At 62.0% G+C, this 17334-nt stretch carries 17 protein-coding genes, 1 tRNA gene and 2 pseudogenes; 12 read left to right on the top strand and 8 right to left on the bottom strand.

What is annotated here, in order from left to right; genetic code table 11:
- The first annotated feature begins 148 nt into the window (after positions 1–148).
- The 4 genes from B0G83_RS35520 (at position 149) to B0G83_RS35510 (ending at position 1983) form a co-directional block, all read left to right on the top strand.
- Positions 149–805, top strand: coding sequence for a hypothetical protein (locus tag B0G83_RS35520; protein WP_105511992.1), 657 nt, complete (start codon positions 149–151; stop codon positions 803–805).
- Positions 806–916: 111 nt separating this feature from the next.
- Complete coding sequence (locus B0G83_RS35515) at positions 917–1267, top strand: hypothetical protein (RefSeq protein WP_105511962.1); 351 nt, start codon at positions 917–919, stop codon at positions 1265–1267.
- A gap of 285 nt (positions 1268–1552) precedes the next feature.
- Complete coding sequence (locus B0G83_RS38820; RefSeq protein WP_181157170.1) at positions 1553–1711, top strand: hypothetical protein; 159 nt, start codon at positions 1553–1555, stop codon at positions 1709–1711.
- Positions 1712–1716: 5 nt separating this feature from the next.
- Positions 1717–1983: an RNA-binding protein gene (locus tag B0G83_RS35510; RefSeq protein ID WP_105511961.1), complete on the top strand. Its 267-nt coding sequence runs from the start codon at positions 1717–1719 to the stop codon at positions 1981–1983.
- Between the two features lie 208 nt (positions 1984–2191).
- Here B0G83_RS35510 and nadE read toward each other — a convergent pair whose 3' ends face one another.
- On the bottom strand, positions 2192–3064 hold the full coding sequence (gene nadE, locus B0G83_RS35505) for an ammonia-dependent NAD(+) synthetase (protein WP_105511960.1): 873 nt from the start codon (positions 3062–3064) through the stop codon (positions 2192–2194).
- Between the two features lie 283 nt (positions 3065–3347).
- On the opposite strand from nadE, the gene B0G83_RS35500 reads away from it, so the two are divergent.
- Entirely contained in the window at positions 3348–4433 is a 1086-nt protein-coding gene (locus tag B0G83_RS35500; protein ID WP_374954971.1) for a L,D-transpeptidase, read from the top strand.
- 45 nt (positions 4434–4478) lie between these two features.
- On the opposite strand, the gene B0G83_RS35495 is transcribed toward B0G83_RS35500, so the two are convergent.
- Both B0G83_RS35495 and B0G83_RS35490 read right to left on the bottom strand, forming a co-directional pair.
- On the bottom strand, positions 4479–5351 hold the full coding sequence (locus tag B0G83_RS35495) for a DMT family transporter (RefSeq protein WP_105511958.1): 873 nt from the start codon (positions 5349–5351) through the stop codon (positions 4479–4481).
- 161 nt (positions 5352–5512) lie between these two features.
- Positions 5513–7072 carry an AarF/ABC1/UbiB kinase family protein gene (locus B0G83_RS35490; RefSeq protein WP_105511957.1) on the bottom strand — a complete coding sequence of 520 codons (1560 nt, stop codon included), beginning with the start codon at positions 7070–7072 and terminating at the stop codon, positions 5513–5515.
- Between the two features lie 577 nt (positions 7073–7649).
- On the opposite strand from B0G83_RS35490, the gene B0G83_RS35485 reads away from it, so the two are divergent.
- Both B0G83_RS35485 and B0G83_RS35480 read left to right on the top strand, forming a co-directional pair.
- Positions 7650–7735, top strand: a tRNA-Thr gene (locus B0G83_RS35485).
- A 66-nt stretch (positions 7736–7801) separates the two neighbouring features.
- Positions 7802–8382, top strand: a pseudogene (locus B0G83_RS35480) (IS6 family transposase); the annotation flags it as partial.
- Positions 8383–8526: 144 nt separating this feature from the next.
- Here B0G83_RS35480 and B0G83_RS38395 read toward each other — a convergent pair.
- Complete coding sequence (locus B0G83_RS38395; protein WP_146120352.1) at positions 8527–8991, bottom strand: helix-turn-helix domain-containing protein; 465 nt, start codon at positions 8989–8991, stop codon at positions 8527–8529.
- 625 nt (positions 8992–9616) lie between these two features.
- The gene (locus tag B0G83_RS35465; RefSeq protein ID WP_374954974.1) at positions 9617–11152 is read right to left on the bottom strand and encodes a diguanylate cyclase; all 1536 of its coding nucleotides are present in this window, start codon (positions 11150–11152) and stop codon (positions 9617–9619) included.
- 179 nt (positions 11153–11331) lie between these two features.
- On the opposite strand from B0G83_RS35465, the gene B0G83_RS35460 reads away from it, so the two are divergent.
- Genes B0G83_RS35460 through B0G83_RS35450 form a run of 3 tightly spaced genes read left to right on the top strand, consistent with a single transcriptional unit; the run spans position 11332 to position 13808 of the window.
- A complete protein-coding gene (locus B0G83_RS35460; RefSeq protein WP_105511989.1) occupies positions 11332–11865 on the top strand; it encodes a transposase in 534 nt (177 codons plus the stop codon).
- Positions 11841–12197, top strand: a complete 357-nt coding sequence (gene tnpB, locus B0G83_RS35455) for an IS66 family insertion sequence element accessory protein TnpB (RefSeq protein WP_167368694.1) — start codon at positions 11841–11843, stop codon at positions 12195–12197. The genes B0G83_RS35460 and tnpB overlap by 25 nt, the downstream gene beginning before the upstream one ends.
- A 30-nt stretch (positions 12198–12227) precedes the next feature.
- Positions 12228–13808, top strand: coding sequence for an IS66 family transposase (locus tag B0G83_RS35450; RefSeq protein ID WP_105511954.1), 1581 nt, complete (start codon positions 12228–12230; stop codon positions 13806–13808).
- A gap of 309 nt (positions 13809–14117) precedes the next feature.
- Here the strand turns inward: B0G83_RS35450 and B0G83_RS35445 are convergent, their stop codons facing one another.
- Entirely contained in the window at positions 14118–14420 is a 303-nt protein-coding gene (locus B0G83_RS35445) for a response regulator (RefSeq protein ID WP_105511953.1), read from the bottom strand.
- 58 nt (positions 14421–14478) lie between these two features.
- On the opposite strand from B0G83_RS35445, the gene B0G83_RS35440 reads away from it, so the two are divergent.
- Positions 14479–14724, top strand: coding sequence for a hypothetical protein (locus B0G83_RS35440; protein WP_105511952.1), 246 nt, complete (start codon positions 14479–14481; stop codon positions 14722–14724).
- On the opposite strand, the gene B0G83_RS35435 is transcribed toward B0G83_RS35440, so the two are convergent.
- Both B0G83_RS35435 and B0G83_RS35430 read right to left on the bottom strand, forming a co-directional pair.
- Complete coding sequence (locus B0G83_RS35435) at positions 14699–14965, bottom strand: hypothetical protein (RefSeq protein WP_374954970.1); 267 nt, start codon at positions 14963–14965, stop codon at positions 14699–14701. The two genes, B0G83_RS35440 and B0G83_RS35435, sit on opposite strands and share 26 nt — an antisense overlap.
- A gap of 401 nt (positions 14966–15366) precedes the next feature.
- Complete coding sequence (locus B0G83_RS35430) at positions 15367–16104, bottom strand: divalent metal cation transporter (RefSeq protein ID WP_258168475.1); 738 nt, start codon at positions 16102–16104, stop codon at positions 15367–15369.
- Between the two features lie 125 nt (positions 16105–16229).
- On the opposite strand from B0G83_RS35430, the pseudogene B0G83_RS35425 reads away from it, so the two are divergent.
- A pseudogene (locus B0G83_RS35425) lies at positions 16230–17042 on the top strand (GGDEF domain-containing protein); the annotation flags it as partial.
- Positions 17043–17334 lie beyond the last annotated feature (292 nt).

The raw sequence follows: 17334 nt of genomic DNA, 5'->3' as shown, positions 1-17334 counted from the left end.
AAGCAAGCGGCGTTGTGACGCGAAGGAACGGGCACTCACGCTTGTCCATGGACAAGCGTGAGGCACACATTCTTACGTAAGCATTTTGAATGTGTTCTAATTGGTCCGCGAATTGAACTATTGCGTGCCGCTGCCGGCGCGCCGACCGATGAACGCAGGCATTGCAAACGGGCGTCGCTCTTACCCTTCCAGCGACCCGACCAGCGGTACATACGAAGAGGCCGTTGCGCCGGTGCAAACGCGCCGTCGCGGCTTGGCGCGTTTGCGCTGCGGGGCGCGCGTCGCGTTGCTGTTCGGCTTCACCGTGGCACTCGCGGTACGCATGGGCGAGGCGCGCGCGCAAGATGCCGGCATGCTCGACGAACGCGTCACGCAGCAATCCGTCAGCGAGACGATTTGCCGGGCCGGTTATGCGGACACCGTGGCGCCGCCGTTCGGCGAACTGATGGCGCACAAGGAGCGGTTGCTCGCCGATCGCGGCATCGAGGCCGATCACGGCGCGGCGTTCGCTATCGACCGGCGCGTGCCTATCGTGCTGGGCGGTTCGCCGAACGCGCCTGCCAATCTCGATCTTCTGCCGTGGGCAGGCCAGCAGGGCGAGCGCCGCAAGGCGCGCGCGGCGGTCATGCTCAAGCGCTGCGTGTGCGAAGGCAAATTGAGCCTTGCCGAGGCGCAGGCTGCGATCGTCGGCAATTGGTCGGTGGTTTATTCGGGTTTCAGTCAAACGTCTTGCGACATTAGCCGGCTCGACGTCGCGACCGGCGAAAGCGCGGAGCGCGGCGCCGGGCACGACAGTCCACCGTGAGACCCCGCGCCTTCGCGCGCGGTACCGGTTTCGTTCATTCACGCGTATCGAATCGCGCCGCTTTGCTTGTCGAGGGCGGCGCGCTGCCCCATTTTTTTCTGGAGAGTCACCATGAACCATTCACGTCTTGCCGCCGCGACGCTTGCTTTTAGCTGGCTGTTCGCCAGCGTCGCCGCATCGGCCGCCGAACCCGTGCTGTGCGGTAAAGCCGACGCGTTGCGGATTCGCGGCGACGTGCCCGCCGCCATCAGCTTCGACGTGTACAAGCAGTTGCGACCGTTGAACGCGCAACGGGTCGCGCTGTTCCAGGAGGCTGGCGAGATCAAGCACCTGCCCGACGGTCTCGCGGTGTGCGAGGTCGCGGACGACGGCGTCGACGATCCGTCGGCGGTACTGGTTCAGCAGCCGCACGGCAAGAATGCGTGGTGGGTGAGCGCGGCCAACGTGCAAGCAGCGGACTGATCGGATCCCCGCGATCAGCCCGCGCGTTGCGTACGTCCCCCGGCAGATACTGCGGCATTGCACATCGAGGCCCGTTTTTTGCAAACGACGTGTGACGTCGGCCGCATGACGGGGTCCGCATCGTTAAATGAACCGCTGTTTTGCTATTTTCGAACCGCCTTATTCAGGTACAGTGCATTCAGGCAGGTCTTAAAAAGTTCATCTTTGACGACACTGTGTCGCATCGCTTTCGTGGTCGATTGTGACTATGCTGAAAATAGGACGAATTTCGCTGGGGAGATTTAAATGATTGCCTTCTATTTGTCGTTGGCTGCATTGGGCGCCGCCGGCGCGGCGCTGATCCGCGAACTCGCGGCCGCGCAGGCGAAGCAACGCGCGGCACTGCGTCCCGTGCGCGTGCAAAGCGCGGCTCGTGATTCCGCGCGCGGCGCGCGCCGAGGGTAGGCCGCATGAACCTGATCGTGCGCAACATTGCGGAATCCTGTAGCGCCGACGAGGTGCGGGAATTCCTCAAACGCGAGCTCGGGCATTACGCGAAGCATATCGAGGTGGTCGACGCCGGTAAGCCGAGCGCGTACGCCACGGTCGAACTGAGTGCCGAAGTGCCGTACGTGGGCGATGTGATCGCGCGCGAGATTCACGGCAAGCAGTTGCACGGCCAGACACTCGAGGCGAGCGCCGATCTGTTCGGCGACGAACCGCCGGGCGCTCGTTGAGCGGCTCAAGCGGCTTTGGGCGATTCGGCCGACGTCGCGTATGTAGCGTATGTCGTCCGTCTAGGCGGTGCGTGTAGCGTGGCGTTGTTAAGTCTGTTTTTGTTCTGACCTGTTTTGCGGCCGACGGCGAAACGGGTGCATGTATTTTTCCGCACGCCGCGCTCCGCCGCCTGCCGTACTCTGGCCTTCGTTCGCTAACTTCCTGGTGTCATTTCCCTTTTGCCGAGACCGACACCGCCACCGGCCAGTCGAACGGCGTATACGGCAACGCCCGCTTGTGACGCGTAGCCTCGTAGAAGCGCAAGATGACGCGACGCGCTTCATCGCTCACGGGCTTGCCTTCCAGAAAATCGTCGATGTCGTCGTACGGGATGCCGTAGGCGTCTTCATCGGGTCGTTGCGGACGCAACATTTCGAGGTCGGCGGTCGGCACTTTGTGCGCTAACGCCTCGGGGGCGCCCAGCGCTTTGGCCACCGCGCGCACGCGACGCTTGTTCAGGCCGGCGAGCGGCAGCACGTCGGCGCCGCCGTCGCCGAACTTGGTGAAGAAACCCATGAGCGATTCGGCCGCGTGATCCGTGCCGATCACCACGCCCGCACGTGAGCTGGCCACCGCGTATTGCGCGATCATGCGCTGCCGCGCCTTGATATTACCGTGCACGAAATCCTGTTGCGAATCGTCCGCGAACGGTACGCCGCTTTGATGCAGCGCGGCCAGCATGGCGTCGGCGGCGGGCTTGATGTCGATGGTGAGATTTTCATCGGCGCGGATAAAGCGCAGCGCCTGCTGTGCATCGGCTTCGTCTTTTTGCGTGCCGTAGGGCAGGCGAACCGCAACGAAGCGCGCGTCGTAATGCTCGGCGCGCAGCCGCTCGACGGCGAGTTGCGCGAGCCGTCCCGCCGTGGTCGAGTCGACGCCGCCGCTGATACCGAGCACGTAAGTCTTCAGGCTGCTGCCGCGCAGATAGTTCGCCAGAAAAGCGACCCGGCGCTCGATCTCCTGCGCGGCGTCGAACCCGGCGCCCATGTGCATTTCCGCGGCAATGCCGGCTTGACGTGCGACTGGATCCTGTTGCGTCATGATTCTTTGCTGCTCCCTCGCGCGCTTGCGCAATGTTGAAGCGTTGGCGCTGGCGCGCCGGTGAATGTGGATGGCGGGCCGGCCCGCGAGACATGATCGACAGATCGCAATGCGCTAAGTAACATTCTCGTTCCGAGCGCCGCATGAGCCGGCGAGCTGTCAATAATAATCAGGTTTGCTCAAACACGCGATGAACTACTCCAATCGGCCTGGCCAGCCTGTTTCCGATCGCCTGACCTCCGTATCGACGGCGTGTCGGCACGATGTAAAAGAAGTGATGGGTATGCTGGTTTTCTTTTCTGTTTCGCGCGCGAGTGGCGCGGGTCGTTGTCTCGGTCGTCTGACGCGTGCGGTTGGGGCGGTGTTGTGTGCGCTGTCGTGTGGCGTTGCGGTGGCGGCGCAGCCTGTGGCGGCGTCTGCTTCCGCTGCGCCGTCTGCGGCGGCGTCGAAGTCGGAGGGGGCTTCTGCTGCGGCTACGGCTTCGAGAGAGGCCTCGTCATCGGCGCCAGCTTCGGCGTCTCTTGCCACGAACCGCTCGATGCCTGCCGCTGCATCCACCGCATCCACCGTCGCCGTACCCGACGCGGCCGGCGTCGTCGACCCGCATCGCGCGTTACTGCTGCGTGACATGTTCGCGAAAGACGTCACGCGCCGGTTGAAAGTCCCGGCCGCCGAACAGCGCGTCTACGCCGAGCGCCTGCAATCGGCGCTCGCCGAACACGCGCTGGGTAATCTCTCGGGCCAATACGTCGTGATGGTCGATCGCAACGCCAACGTGCAGGCGCTGTTCATCTACTTCCGCGCCGCACCGGCCGACGCCTGGCAGATGATCGGCGCGTCGCCGGTTTCCACCGGCCGGCCTGGCGAATACGACCACTTCATTACGCCGCTCGGTGTATTCGAACATACGCCGGCCAATATGGATTTCCGTTCCGAGGGTACGCAGAACGAAAACCATATCCGCGGCTATGGCAAGCGCGACATGCGTATCTTCGACCTTGGCTGGGCGCAAGGCGAACGAGGCTGGGGCAAGGGCGGCATTTCGCAGATGCGCTTCCAGATGCACGCCACCGATCCCGACCGCCTCGAGCAGGTGCTCGGCATTCGTCACTCGAAGGGCTGCGTGCGGATTCCCGCGACGTTGAATACCTTTCTCGATCACTACGGCATTCTGGATGCCGACTATGTCGCGTTGGTCGAATCGGGCAAATCGCTGTGGGTGTTAAAGAGCGATCGTCAGGTCACGCCGTGGGCAGGCCGCTACATCGTCGTGGTGGACTCCGGGCGTAAGAGCCGCCCGGCGTGGTCGCCGCTGCCGGGCGGCAAGGCGCGCGCGAAAGTGCCGGCCGCGGCGGACACGGCGGATTGATTCGCCGCATCTTTTCAGGCCACGAGCGCCCTCGCGGCCCAGCGCTCACGAGCGCGCCAGCAATACCCCCACCAACGCGACGCCGAACCCCGCGATCTGCACCGGCAGCAACGTTTCGCCGAAGCCGATATAGCCTTCGAGCGCGGCGAGCGGCGGGGCGAGAAACATCAACGCGGTGGCGCGCGCCGCGTCTCCGCGTCTGACCATCCACACCAGCAACGTGACGCCGATGCCGGACAGCATCACGATGCCCCACGCCAACGACGCCCACAACGTCGTCGAGGCGATCCAGCGATGCTCACCCAGTCCGAGCGCAAGCAAACCCGCAACGAGCGCCGCGCCGAAATTCTGCACGGCGCTCGCGCTGCGGATATCGGCCTTGGCCAGCGACGTCTTCTGAAACAACGTACCCGCTGTAATCGCGCCGACCGCGACCACTGAAATCAATACCACCAGCCATGACGGGGCGTTGCCATGCGCCGCGGGCACGGCGGCGGATGCCAGCTTCGGTTCGAGCACCAGCGCGACGCCGGCCAGACCGAGCGCCATGCCGGTCCAGCCACGGCGCGACAGGCGCTCGCCGAACAACGGCGCCGCGACGGCGGCGGTGGCGAGCGGCTGCAGCGCGCCGAGCAAGGCCATTACGCCGGCGCTCAGTCCTTGTGCCACGGCCCAGTAGCCGGCGCCGAGATAGACGCCTTGCAGCAGCGCGCCCGCCAGCAGATGCTTGCCGAGGTCGCGCCCGCGCGGCCATGTGGCGCGCGCCCCGAGCGCGACGAGCGCGAAGATCAGCGCCGTGCCGCCGAAGCGGGCGAGTAGAAACAAGTTGGGATCGGCGTAGGGCGTAATCGCGCGGGCGACCACGAAACCGGTCGACCACAACACGACGAACAGGGCGGCGATTGACGAAGCGAGCATCGGAAAAGGAGATGTGGAAAAGCCGCCATCTTGTCGAGGTACACGACGCGTGTCTTGTTCGAAGCTGCAATGATGGGTGTAGGCGTTACAGGTGGGCATAGACCCAAGCGCCCACGTCTGCCTCACATCCCGCACCCGCACCCGCCTCGCATGCCCCCATCTCACCACATCAACAAAACCGTTCCCGCCCCCAACACCCCGCCGCACACCGCGCAAGCCCACAGCAACACCCGCGTGCGCCGATATTCGCGACCGATATCCGCCATCAGTTGAGCGCTCTGCCGCGGCGTCCGTGCGCGGTCGTGCTCATGCTGCAGATAACGCACCGCCAGTTGCGGCACGCGCGGCAGCATATGCGCGAGATGCGGCAATTCGCGCGACAGACGCTTGATCCAGCCGCGATGATCGAGATCGCGCCGCGCGATCTCCGCCAGCACGCCCCGCGTGATATTCCACGTATCGACGCCAGGATGCAGCGCGCGCGCCAGCATTTCCGCCTGCTGGAACGATCGTTGCGCGGTGGCGAGCCGCCCCGGCACCGCGCCTTCGAACGGATGCACCGCATGCAGCAGATGATGAAATAGCGACCCCGCCGAGCGGTCTTCCGGCGCCGCCGCGAAGTGCGCCTCGGCGCGCGTGCGCAATTCGGCTTCGAGCATTTCCGCGCGCGTGTCGTGCGGCACGTGCCCGGCATCGCGATGCATCGCGGCAAGGCGTCCGTAATCCTGGTCGAACAGTGCGCTCGCGCCATGCACGAAGAACTCGCGCTCGCCGGTCGACAGACTCGACATGATCGAAAATTCCGCCAGCACGAGGCGCCCCAGCGTGTCCGGCTCGATGCTCACGCGCACCCGCCGCGAGTCGAGCGTGGCGTGGAAAAAGCCATGCTCGAAGGCTTGCTCGGTCACGACCTCGACGATATGCGCGGCGAGCGGCGCCAGCTTGACACGATGCGCGTGCAGCCCCGGCAGATCGTTCGCCGCCAAGGTGCTGATGCGCTGCATGGTGAGCGTGTGATTCGTACACAGATCCCAGATCACGTCCGGCACGACGATGCGTTTGTCGCCGTCGAAATGATGGCCGGTCTGGCTCAGGTTGGCGGCTTCGGCGCGCAGATCGAAGCGGCGCTGGATGTCGTCGGTGAAGCTCTGCGCGAGTGCGCGCAATTGCAGGTGGCGTGCGCGGCGGGAGAGTTTTTCCATCCAGCGCGCCACCCAGCGCAGCAGCGCGAGTTCGTCGCCGATCTGCTGCAACTGGTCGGCGCGCACCAGCTTGATCGCCACTTCGCTATGACCGTTGACCGGCACGAGCAGCCGTGCCAGATGCGTTTGCTCGGCGAAACCGCCGCGCACCGGCGTGAGATCGACAGCGCTAAACAGCGTGGCGAGCGGCCGGCCGAATGCGCGCGCCAGCGCCGCTTCGGATTCTTGCGGCGGCAGCGGGGCTTCCATGTGATCGATGGCGTCGATCGCGTCGTGCAACGTGCCCGTGGCGAGTTCGGGCCGTTCGGCGAGCGTTTGTGCAAAGCGGCTGGCGAGCGGCCCGAGCGCCGGCAGCACGCCGTGCAGACTCGCGCCGCTGCGGCCGGACGCCTGCACGCGGCCGACCAGCTGGATCATCCAGTGCAGTTTGTGGTCGGGAGGCGCGGCCAGCCAGATCAGACGCGCGCCGTAGCGCAGCGCGTGGAACAGCAGCAGTAGGCGGCGAAGCAGTGGCGGCATCGGCAGTTCAGTGGAGGGACGAGGCGGGTTCGGCAATCGTCGGCGCGCGGCCAGGGTGATCAGGTTAGCAGGTCGGCGCGCCAATTGGCGCATCGCCGCGTCACGCGTAATACAATACGCCGGCCTTCTCCAACCGTGGCGAAACCCAAGTGCGCCGGCTCCCGGCCATCACCCGATGCTCGCAGAACAACGTCAACCCTTTAGCTCACAGGCTTCCATTGCAAAACCTACGCTGGAACCTACGCCCAGGCTTCGCGCGCTGGCTAAAGCGTCAGCAGTGGACAGACGCCCGAGCGTGAGCGCCGAGGATGGGGCGGTCGTGTAGCGCGGCGAAAAAAAGCAGGATGTGAAGAGGATGGTTGTTGCCGCCTTGAGCGCGCGTGCCGGACCTTCATGCGTACGATACCCATGCTTCGGAACGGGGGCGCCGCACGCTGGCAAAGTTCGAGAACGGCGTGCTGACGGTTACTGTGCCGAAACTGGGGCCGGCGCAGTCGCCGGGCCGTAATATTGATTCGGCTAGCGATACTGTCGTAAGGCAGGCGGTATGCAGCTTCCGGGGCGCGAGCGGACTGATGGGCCGTTAGCTCAGTTTGCATAGCACCGGACTCGTAATCCGCCTCCGAAAGGACATCGTCGGTTCGACTCCGACCCGGCCCACCAAGGATTTCGGCGTTTTTCAGCCATTTTCTTTTAAACCAAGAATCCACCTAGGCTACGTATAGGCTATGCGTTCGGTGGTAAGTCGCATACGCGCTGAGCCTTCGGCATCTCGAAGAAATGGTGCTTGAGCACGGGATCGCAGTCGAACATTCAACCGTGCACCGATGGGCACTCAAGCTGTTGCCGGTCATGGAAAAAGCGTTCCGGCGGTTCAAACGGACCGTCGGCAAGAGCGGGATGATGGACGAAACCCACATCAGGGCCAACGGTGAATGGCGATATCTGTGCCGCGCTGTGGACAAGGCGGCGGCCCGACGCTACTTCGAAAAGGCAATTGCCCAGAACGGCGAGCCGGAGATCGTGACGATCGATAAAAGTGGGTCGAATCTGGCCGCGCTGCAGGCTCTTAACGCTGAACGTGAAAAACCGATCAAAATTCGGCAGAACAAGTATCTAAACAACATTGTGGAGCAGGACCACCGCGCCATCAAACGCCGCACCCGACCGATGACGGGCTTCAAGAATTTTCGTTGCGCGCGTATCATTCTCGCCGGTGTCGAGATCATGCACATGAACGTAAAAGGGCAAATGAAAAGCGGCGCCACCGGCAAGACGCCGCTGAACAATCCTACTCCTTGGCAACGTAAGCAATCCGCATCACGTAAAAACGGCCTTTTCCAAAGCTCTTACCGCGACAGAGCCCTTTTGCCAGACATCTTGCAGAAAATGGCCCAGATATATAGCGCGGACAGCTCTCGAAAAATCTGCAGTGACTTGCCGTTCCCCGTTGGTCAAAAGTCCAGTTGATCAGCTGTGATACCGAGTGCGGCCCCAATCTTTTCGCGCGAAGACTCGCTCAGGTGCACTTTCGCTTCGTATTGCGAGTAGTCTGGTTGACTGATGCCCATGCGCGCAGCGACTTCAGCTTGCTTGAGCCCAAGGTACTGTCGCCATGCTCGAGTCGGAGTTATGCCGTCCGTGGTCGCGTTCACGACCTCATGCGGAATCGGTCGGCGCCTGGCGATATGAGTGGCGACGCGGTCGTCGACCTGATCCTGGTCAGGGTGAGCAAGACCGCGCCACGTGTAGTCCTTTTTGCCGCAGGCTTGCCCATCTTCGAGCCACAGTTCTCCATCCCAATAGCGCAATCTACTGTTCGATCCGATCAACCAGTGACTCTCATAAAAGCCTTTGCGGACGGGCTTGATTGTGGAAGGGAACCAGGGTGTCTTCTCATTACTCTGACTGTCGCTCATTAGTCATCCCTCCGCACACACGCAACTGAAACAGTACGTCCCCGCATTCTGCCGCACCAGAGACTCTGGATTGAACGGACGCTCGAATGGCCGCCTGAGAATGTCGGCGAGCGGCAACAAACGAAGGGCTGCCCGTGGCACGGTATTGGCGAATATCCACAGTGCCCTTGCATGCGTTCTCGGTTTGGATGGGCATTTTCTTTGCTCCTTTGACAGTCGGAATCACTATTGGGTCGCCCAGGTTCCATACTGGTAGTGGCAGTCCGCGATAGAGTCTGCTTTGCCGCCGATGAGCGGGAGCCCGAGAGCTCCTGACGTGAGAAGGAGGCAGCTGTATGGCATGGACAGTCACAGACGCCAGCGTGCCAGTCAGTGCAAGCCAGTTTGCCGCTACGTCGATTTTCTCCGCGAAGAGGGCTGTTTCGTCGAGCGGGGCGCCGTCGAGGTCATGGCGTCCCGTTTCTCCGATCGCGGACACACGGCCGGCCGCGCTACCTTGCGAGCGGACGACGGGGTAGCGCGTTAAGTGAAATATTCTCCAGAGTCTCGCCATCTCACCGTTCGCATCCGCTATCTGTCGCGGAAAGGCCGAGCGGCTTCCAGGGCTGACTGGGACGGCGGTGCATCAAGCCCGATGAAACAGCGCGACGCAGTTCCGGCCGCTCGCCTTGGCGTTGTAGAGGGCCTCATCGGCGGCCTGAATGACGGCGCTCACGTCGCCGCCGCGTTCCGGGTCCCAGCTGGCCGTTCCGATGCTGGCGGTGACACGCCCGTATTCACTGCCCGCGTGCTCGATGCCGAGTTCCGCGATCGCCGCACGGATCGTCTCGGCAACCAGGGATGCCCCGTCAGGCGGGGTATCGGGCAGCACCACGACGAACTCTTCGCCGCCATAGCGCGCCGCGCTGTCGCCTGGTCGCCGGATATTGGCGCCGATGCACCGCGCGACGGCGGCCAGCGCATCATCGCCAGCCTGATGCCCATAGGTGTCGTTGTAAACCTTGAAGCGGTCGATATCGACGAACAGCAACGAAAACATGCTGCGGGTACGGCGTGCATGGCGCCATTCCTGATCAAGGATTTCGCCGAGCGTACGGCGGTTGTTCAGCCCGGTCAGGCCATCCGTGCGAGCCAGCAGTTGCAGTTCCGACTCGGCACGCATGCGCCGGCGCAACTGCATCGACAGCAGAACCGACACCGTGACAAATCCGAGGCCGGAGGCCACAATCAGTGAGCCGATCGTCAGCGCGCGCCGGCGCCACGCGGCGTAAATGTCCGGCTCCGCCTCAGCAACCATGATGATCAGCGGCAGATCGGGAAAATTCCTGAAGTAGTAAAGCCGGTGCATCCCGTCGATTGACGAGGTATCGGCAAAACTGCCGTCCGGCGCGCGGACAAACTGCCGGAAGGTACTGGCCTGGCTGATGTCGCGTCCGGCCACATGATCGGCGTACGGCTGGCGCATGATCATCCTGCCGTTTTTGCCAATCAGCGACACCGCCCCGTGCGGCCCGAGCGACAGGCCCGCAAACAGCGTATGGAAATACTCGAGATTGATGGCGATCAGCGCCACGCCGGCAAACGAACCGTCGGGGTGCGAGAGCCGGCGGCTTAGCGCGATGCTGGGCGAGCCGCCACGCAACCGGGATACGTAGGGATCGCTGATAAAAAGACCGGCGTCGGAATGGTCGCGCTGCACCCTGAAATACTGGCGATCAGCGAAGTTACCCTTCCTTGGGACGTCGCCTGCGGAGTCGATCACGATATTGCCGGCGGCATCCAGTACCAGCATGGCGCCCAGATATTTCGCGGTGGTCGCGCGATCGAACAGCACCTGGCGCCGCAGATCGGGTGGCAGTGCCAGCACGTTGGGCTCGCTCATCCCGTCGACCACTGCCTGCAGCGACAGCGCGTACAGCTCGAAATTGCGCTCGATGTCGCGCTCGGCAAGCAGGGCGAGATTGCGTGAAGTCTCCCGTGCACGCGTCATCGCATCGAGCCGCCCCTGATATAGCGAGGCGGCACACAGGCCCACCATGATGAGGGCAATGAGAGCGCCACCTGAGACGATGGCGAGCGGCGTGGTCAGCCACGGCCACACGCGGCCACTGCCTGCCAGCGGCGAAGGTTCGCTCCTTTTATTGTTCAAGGTTCCCACCATGATTGTCTGGCCGGTTTCCGGCCCGTTGCCCGACCTGCTGACTGGAACAGGTGCGTTGCGCCAGAATGCTTCATTGTGCTTCAGCGCGCGTTTTACCGTAAGCGGTCCATCTTCGACGTCTATCGGCTGGCGGTATGAGCGAGGAGCATAGGTGTCCACCTACGTGGAGGTGGACACCTATGGCTGGCAATGACTCAGGGTTAAGAGTAGTTCGTCTAAGCCGCGACGGGCGCCGTCGCTATGACGAGGACGGTAAGCGCGCGCTGGTCGAGGCTGCATTGCGCCCGGGCGTGTCGGTAGCCCGTCTGGCACAAGAGCATGGGATCAACGCTAACCTGCTGCGCAAATGGACCACGAAGTACCTGATGGAGCGTGAGAAAGGCATCTCATTGGCATTGCTGAAGGACGAGGCCGACGAGCGCGGCCCATCACCACCAGCAGTCGAAGTGATGGATGGCAAAGCCATCGATATGCCGGATTCACGTAAGCGGCCCGCGCCGACAGAATCCTCCCCTGCATTTGTTCCTGTCGTGTCACTACCACCGGCACTGCCGCCACCGACCGTATCTCCGGCACCGCCGATGACGCTCTCACTGCACGTATGTCTGTCGAACGGCGTGGAGCTCGATCTGAGTGCAGCGAGCATCGACGAACTGAGCACCGTGATCCAGATGTTCGGGAGGATGCCGTGTTCCGGTTCGATGAAAAGCTGACGGTATACCTGCACCGCGATCCCGTCGACTTCCGGTACGGAATGAACAGTCTGTCGATTCTCGTCGAACAGGCGATGCGCCTGAATCCGATGGATTCCTCGCTCTACGTTTTTACCAACCGACGATGCGATCGCGTCAAGATCCTGGGCTGGCAGCACAACGGTTTCTGGCTGATGCTCAAGAGACTTGAGGCCAATGATCGCTTCGTCTGGCCTGACAGCAAAACCGAAGTCGTGACGTTGACGGTCGATCTGCTGCACTGGCTTCTCGAAGGTGCCGACATTGCTGCTCTTCAGCGGCATCCGAAACGCCATTATGCTCGCGTGAGTTGAACACGGCATCGGTGTGCCGGTCTAAGTGGCATGCCGATCAACGTGACCATCGACGCTGACGAACTCAGGGCGCTTCTCGCGATACGTGAGGAGCATGACGCCCTTCAGTCAGAGCGCGACGGGTTACGCAGCGCTCTGCGTCTCGTGACTGCGGAGCGCGACCTGGCCGAGGAACGACTGCGCGTTTACCGGCGCGAGTTGTTCGGCGCGAAGAGCGAAGCTCGCGCATCGGAGCAGCCCGGTCTGTTCAATGAAGCCGAAGTGCTCGGCGCGAACGCAACACCCGCGCAGGAAGATACTCCCGAAGGCACGATCGCAGCGCACACGCGCAAGAAGCGCGGTCATCGCAAACCCCTCGATCCCAATCTGCCGCGCGAAGTCGTTCGGCACGAACTTCCCGAGGCCGAACGCTTCTGCAACCACGACGGCCATGCGCTCGTCGAGATCGGCGTCGAAACGAGCGAACAACTCGACGTGATCCCCGAACAGCTTCGCGTCATCCAGCACCGGCGCGTCAAGTATGCCTGCCCGTGCTGCGATCTTGGCATCAAGGTCACGCCCGCGCCGCTGCGCATCATCCCGCGTGGACTGCTGACGGAATCCGCGCTCGCGTGGGTCGCCACTGGCAAGTATCAGTTCGGCATGCCGATCTATCGCCAGGCGGGCCTGCTGCGACGTTTCGGTGGCGACATCTCGTCGAACACGCTCGCCGCGAGCATGGTCCGTGTCGGTCTCGCGACGCAGCCCGTTATCAACCTGATGCGTGACGCGTTGCTCGATGCTGACGTGATCTACTGCGACGAGACGACGTTCCAGGTCCTGAAGGAAGAAGGGCGCAAGCCGCAAACGAAAAGCTATCTCTGGGCGCAAATGAGCGGATCGGGAACGCCCATCCGCTGTTTCGCCTATACGGCTGGTCGCGGCGCGAAGCTGGCCGACAAACTGTTCGCCGGCATTCGCAAGGGTGCGGTTCTGATGACCGACGGATACGAGCCCTACAACGGCATCGCGCAACAGTATCAGCTCGTGCATCTCGCATGCTGGGCTCATGCGAGACGGTATCTGGTCAAGGCCGAAGATAACGTGCCCAAGGCAGCCCGCTCCCCCAGTCTGCTCGCCACACGCTTCATCAAACTGATCAGCAAGCTGTTTGCGGCGGAGGCACGCAGTGAAACGTGGCTGGCTGAACGACGACAGCGATTGCGACGACGATACAGTGCGCGCGTACTCGATGCCATCGAAAAACTAATGCTTGAACAGTCGCCCGGCGTCGTGCCGCAAAGTCTACTCGGCAAGGCGCTGACCTATCTGCATGGGCAGTGGCCCAAGCTGATCCGTTACGTCGAGAACGGCAACTGGCCCATATCGAACAATCCCTGTGAAAATTCCATTCGCCCGTTTGTCGTCGCACGCAAAAGCTTCCTGTTTGCCGATACAGTTGCTGGCGCACATGCGAGTGCGAATCTTTATTCGCTGGTCGAGTCAGCAAAAGCCAACGGCATCGACCCGTACTGCTACCTCACCTGGCTGTTCCAACGTCTGCCACTGGCGAAGACCGTCGACGACTACGACGCGCTGTTGCCGTGGAAGATGCCCGCCAATCTCCGCTGACCCTTCTCCCTACCACACAATTTACGCCTCAGAGCACCCCTGAGTGGCGTCGTTCGTGGACCGCATACGTTTTACCTGTCCTTCCACGCGAAGCTCCAAATTTGTCTGAATGATACCCGTGCGGGCTGGGCAACATTCAATCGCAACGAAAGGGCGTTACTGTCTGCACCTGTATCACGTCCCTGCATTGCGCGCTTGCGCGCGATGTACCGTCAGCGCATAAATCTGATCAAGCTGGTTTGACAGGTCGGCGGCCTGCCGACGGACGGTTCGGGTGCGAAAAAGCTGGCTGCGGGATAAGGCAGCCCTTCACCCGGATCGTTTGCAGAAGCGTCCGACGGTCGTCAGGAAAAGTTTTGGTGCAGCGGGCTTGCGCAGGCAGACGGCCCATGGCGGCGCCGTGCCATGCGCACGCGTGATCGCTGTCGCCGTATGGGCAATGATGGGGATGTGTGCCAGATCAGGCTGCGATTTCACCAGCCGGCAGAACGTCGCGCCGTCCATGCCCGGCATCATCCAGTCGGTGATAATGAGATCCGGCAGATGGCGCCTGATCTGGCCAAAAGCCTCAGCGCCGTTGGCCGCACAATACGATTCTGACTTCTGGTAGATTTATCGCTGCGCAGTTCCGCACAAAGGAACGTTGCGAATGATATCTTCGAGATGCGGCATGGAAGTTCCTGATCGCGCGACCGCCGTCTCGTCGGACGGATGCGCCGTGGTTTCCTTGCTGTCAGTCCGCGGCCGCGAGGTCGAAGGCACCGTTTCACGTGACGCACTCGAAGAGCACTTTTCAGTCGGCCAAAACGGCTTTGCAGGTCGCCGCACCTTGTTCTATTTTCAATTGCCTGCCAACATCATCCGCTCACAGCAACCACACGCGATGTTAGTCACCGGAGCTGACCGGCAAGTTTGAAGTTGACGACGGCAGACGCGGCGTCCTGTTTGCCCCTGCGCCGCAGATTTTCGGCAAGCAGTTTTCGAAAAATCGCGAGTTCCTGATCCCCATACAATTCGCGAAATTCGCTGATTATTTCTGCGATGGCGCGATCGCCCGTGTCTGGGCTCAATGTACTATCGACGTATGAACACCCTCGCGCCAGTTCAAGCAGGTAAGTTGCGCGAGCTTTCGCGATGGGGGGGCCGTCAGTTTTCACGCGCGACATCCGTCGTCCCTCTTTATTGGTCGTAGACGCACACCAGCACTTACGGTTGCTTGAAATTTGTACCGAGGGGGATTGTAGCCTGCGGCTCGGGTTACATCGGCGCACTGAAGGAAATCTTAAGATCGGGGAAATCCTCATACACGGTGAGCTCGAGCACGGTATTAGCCGGATTCGATCGATGAGCAGCTTTTTGTAAGAAATTTTCGGATTTGTAAATTCACGAAAACGCGACCGTCATGCAGCCACCCCGAAGGATCGGCGCGGTCGGTCGCGTGGTGAAAATCACCAGATTTGATGATGTAAATAATGCTTGTGCCATTGTTACAAACGAAGGTTTTTCGTCTTGAAACGAGCAACGGCGAACGGTATTTTCGGGTCACTCGTGCGGTGTCCTATCCTGCGGGTGTGTGATTCAGGCGGCGTCCCGCCACCAGGCCGGCGGCGCCGCTCTTTGTTTCTCCATTGAGCACAGCGCTCCAGTAAAGCGCGCGAATCGGCTCGACATTTACGAGTTTTAGCGCCACTCCGATCGACACGCCGAGCGCCATCACGACGAGTAGGGCGCGCGCAACCGGCCGGTTGTGTTGTTTGCCCGTGAGTCGGTTGCGCGCGCTCACTACTGCATTGGTGGCCGACCCGGTGAGCGGAGGCAGCGCGAGCAGGGCGGTGCCGATGAACGCAATCCCCATCACATGTGATGCGTAGTCACCGACAAGCGGACGAAGTACGCTTGCGGCGTCGTTGGGATTGGCGAGACCGTGTCCGGTTGCATGCAATGTCGCTGCGGCTGCTACCATGATGAACAGGCCAACCCCGTTGGAGAGGGCCGTTCTGGTCAGCGTGTCGCAGCGCATTATTTTCAAATGTGGGCTGCGCGTATGGCTTGCCGGGTCGCCCGTTCTTGATTGAAATTGCGATGGTGGTCGCTGCTCTTCGATCTGCTGTTCGGCTTGGGAAAAAAGCAGATACGGACTGATCGTCGTACCGAGCACCGCGAGCAGCATCGTGAAGTAGTCCTCGCTCCATGTGATCTGCGGCACGACTGCGCCTAGGGCGAGCGTCTGCCATGGCGTATGGCTGACTACCGTCACCCCGGCGTACGCAAACAGGCCCACCGCAAGCCATTTCAGAATCCGTGCATACGCGCATAAGGTACGAACAATTGAAGCGCCATCGACAGGACGCCGGACGCGGCGGCGAACAGCGGTACCGATCCGCCCCAGACGAGTTGTGCACCGACACCCATTGCGACGACGTCGGCCGCGATATCAGCAAGGCCAGCACGTTCCGCCATTTCAGGTCGGCACCGGAAGGCAGTTTCTCTGACACCGCCTCGATTGACGGGGTGCGCCGACTGTACTTCTTCAGGAATTTCCCCGATCTCCCGCTGATCATCATGGTGGCCGAGGCCGAGAAGGATATCTATGCGGCCTGGTGACGACGCGCGATGACGATCGGTTCACTAATGGTCGCGTTCAGTCTCGCCTTCGTCGCGTTGTCGTTCATGCTGGGCGCGCAGTTGCGGCGCCGGATGCGTGCCGAATCGGAACTGAAACTGCTCGCGAGAATCGACGGCCTGACCGGCCTCAACAACCGCCGCACGCTGGGAGAGATTCTCGATCAGGAGTGGCGTCGGGCCCGACGCATGCGCAGCATGTTTTCGCTACTATTCGTCGATATCGACCGGTTCAAGGCCTACAACGACACCTACGGACACCTGGCGGGCGACGATGCGCTCGCTACGGTGGCACGCTGCATCGGGGATAACATCCGGCGACCCATGGACAGTGCGGCGCGCTACGGCGGGGAGGAGTTCGTCGTGGTACTGCCGGACACCCCGCCCGCGGGTGCCGCGCAGATCGCCGAACAGATCCGCGAGGCTATCAGCGAACTGGCCATTGAACATGCAGGCAGCGAATACGGACGCGTGACCGCCAGCATCGGCATGGCCAGCTGGGAGCCGGAACAGGACGACGATGTATCCGCGGTGATCAGGGCTGCTGATGAAGCGCTATACAATGCCAAGGCCACCGGCCGGAACAGGGTTTCGCCGTTCTCCTCTGCGTGAGCGGGCTACGCCGGCACCTGCGAGCACCCGATTGGGGACCCTTAAGATTGGGAGGTTCGCCGGTAGCTACCGTCACGGGATACTTGCGATGCACATGTCACTGATCGACCCGAGGTATGCACCAGCGAGAGCTGTCGACGTTCACCCAGAATTGTCCCGACCGGAACCGGCAATTTGGACTGAATCCCTGCGGCGAGGCTGCGGTATTTCCGGCGAACTCAATCACCACAATCCTCAAATCAAAGTTGTCCCCGGGAGCTTGACGGAATCCGGCGCTATCCTGTAGGCAATG

It is taken from the genome of Paraburkholderia sp. BL21I4N1, assembly GCF_002973525.1.
Lineage (GTDB): Bacteria > Pseudomonadota > Gammaproteobacteria > Burkholderiales > Burkholderiaceae > Paraburkholderia.
This window is presented reverse-complemented; position numbering and strand designations above follow the sequence as displayed.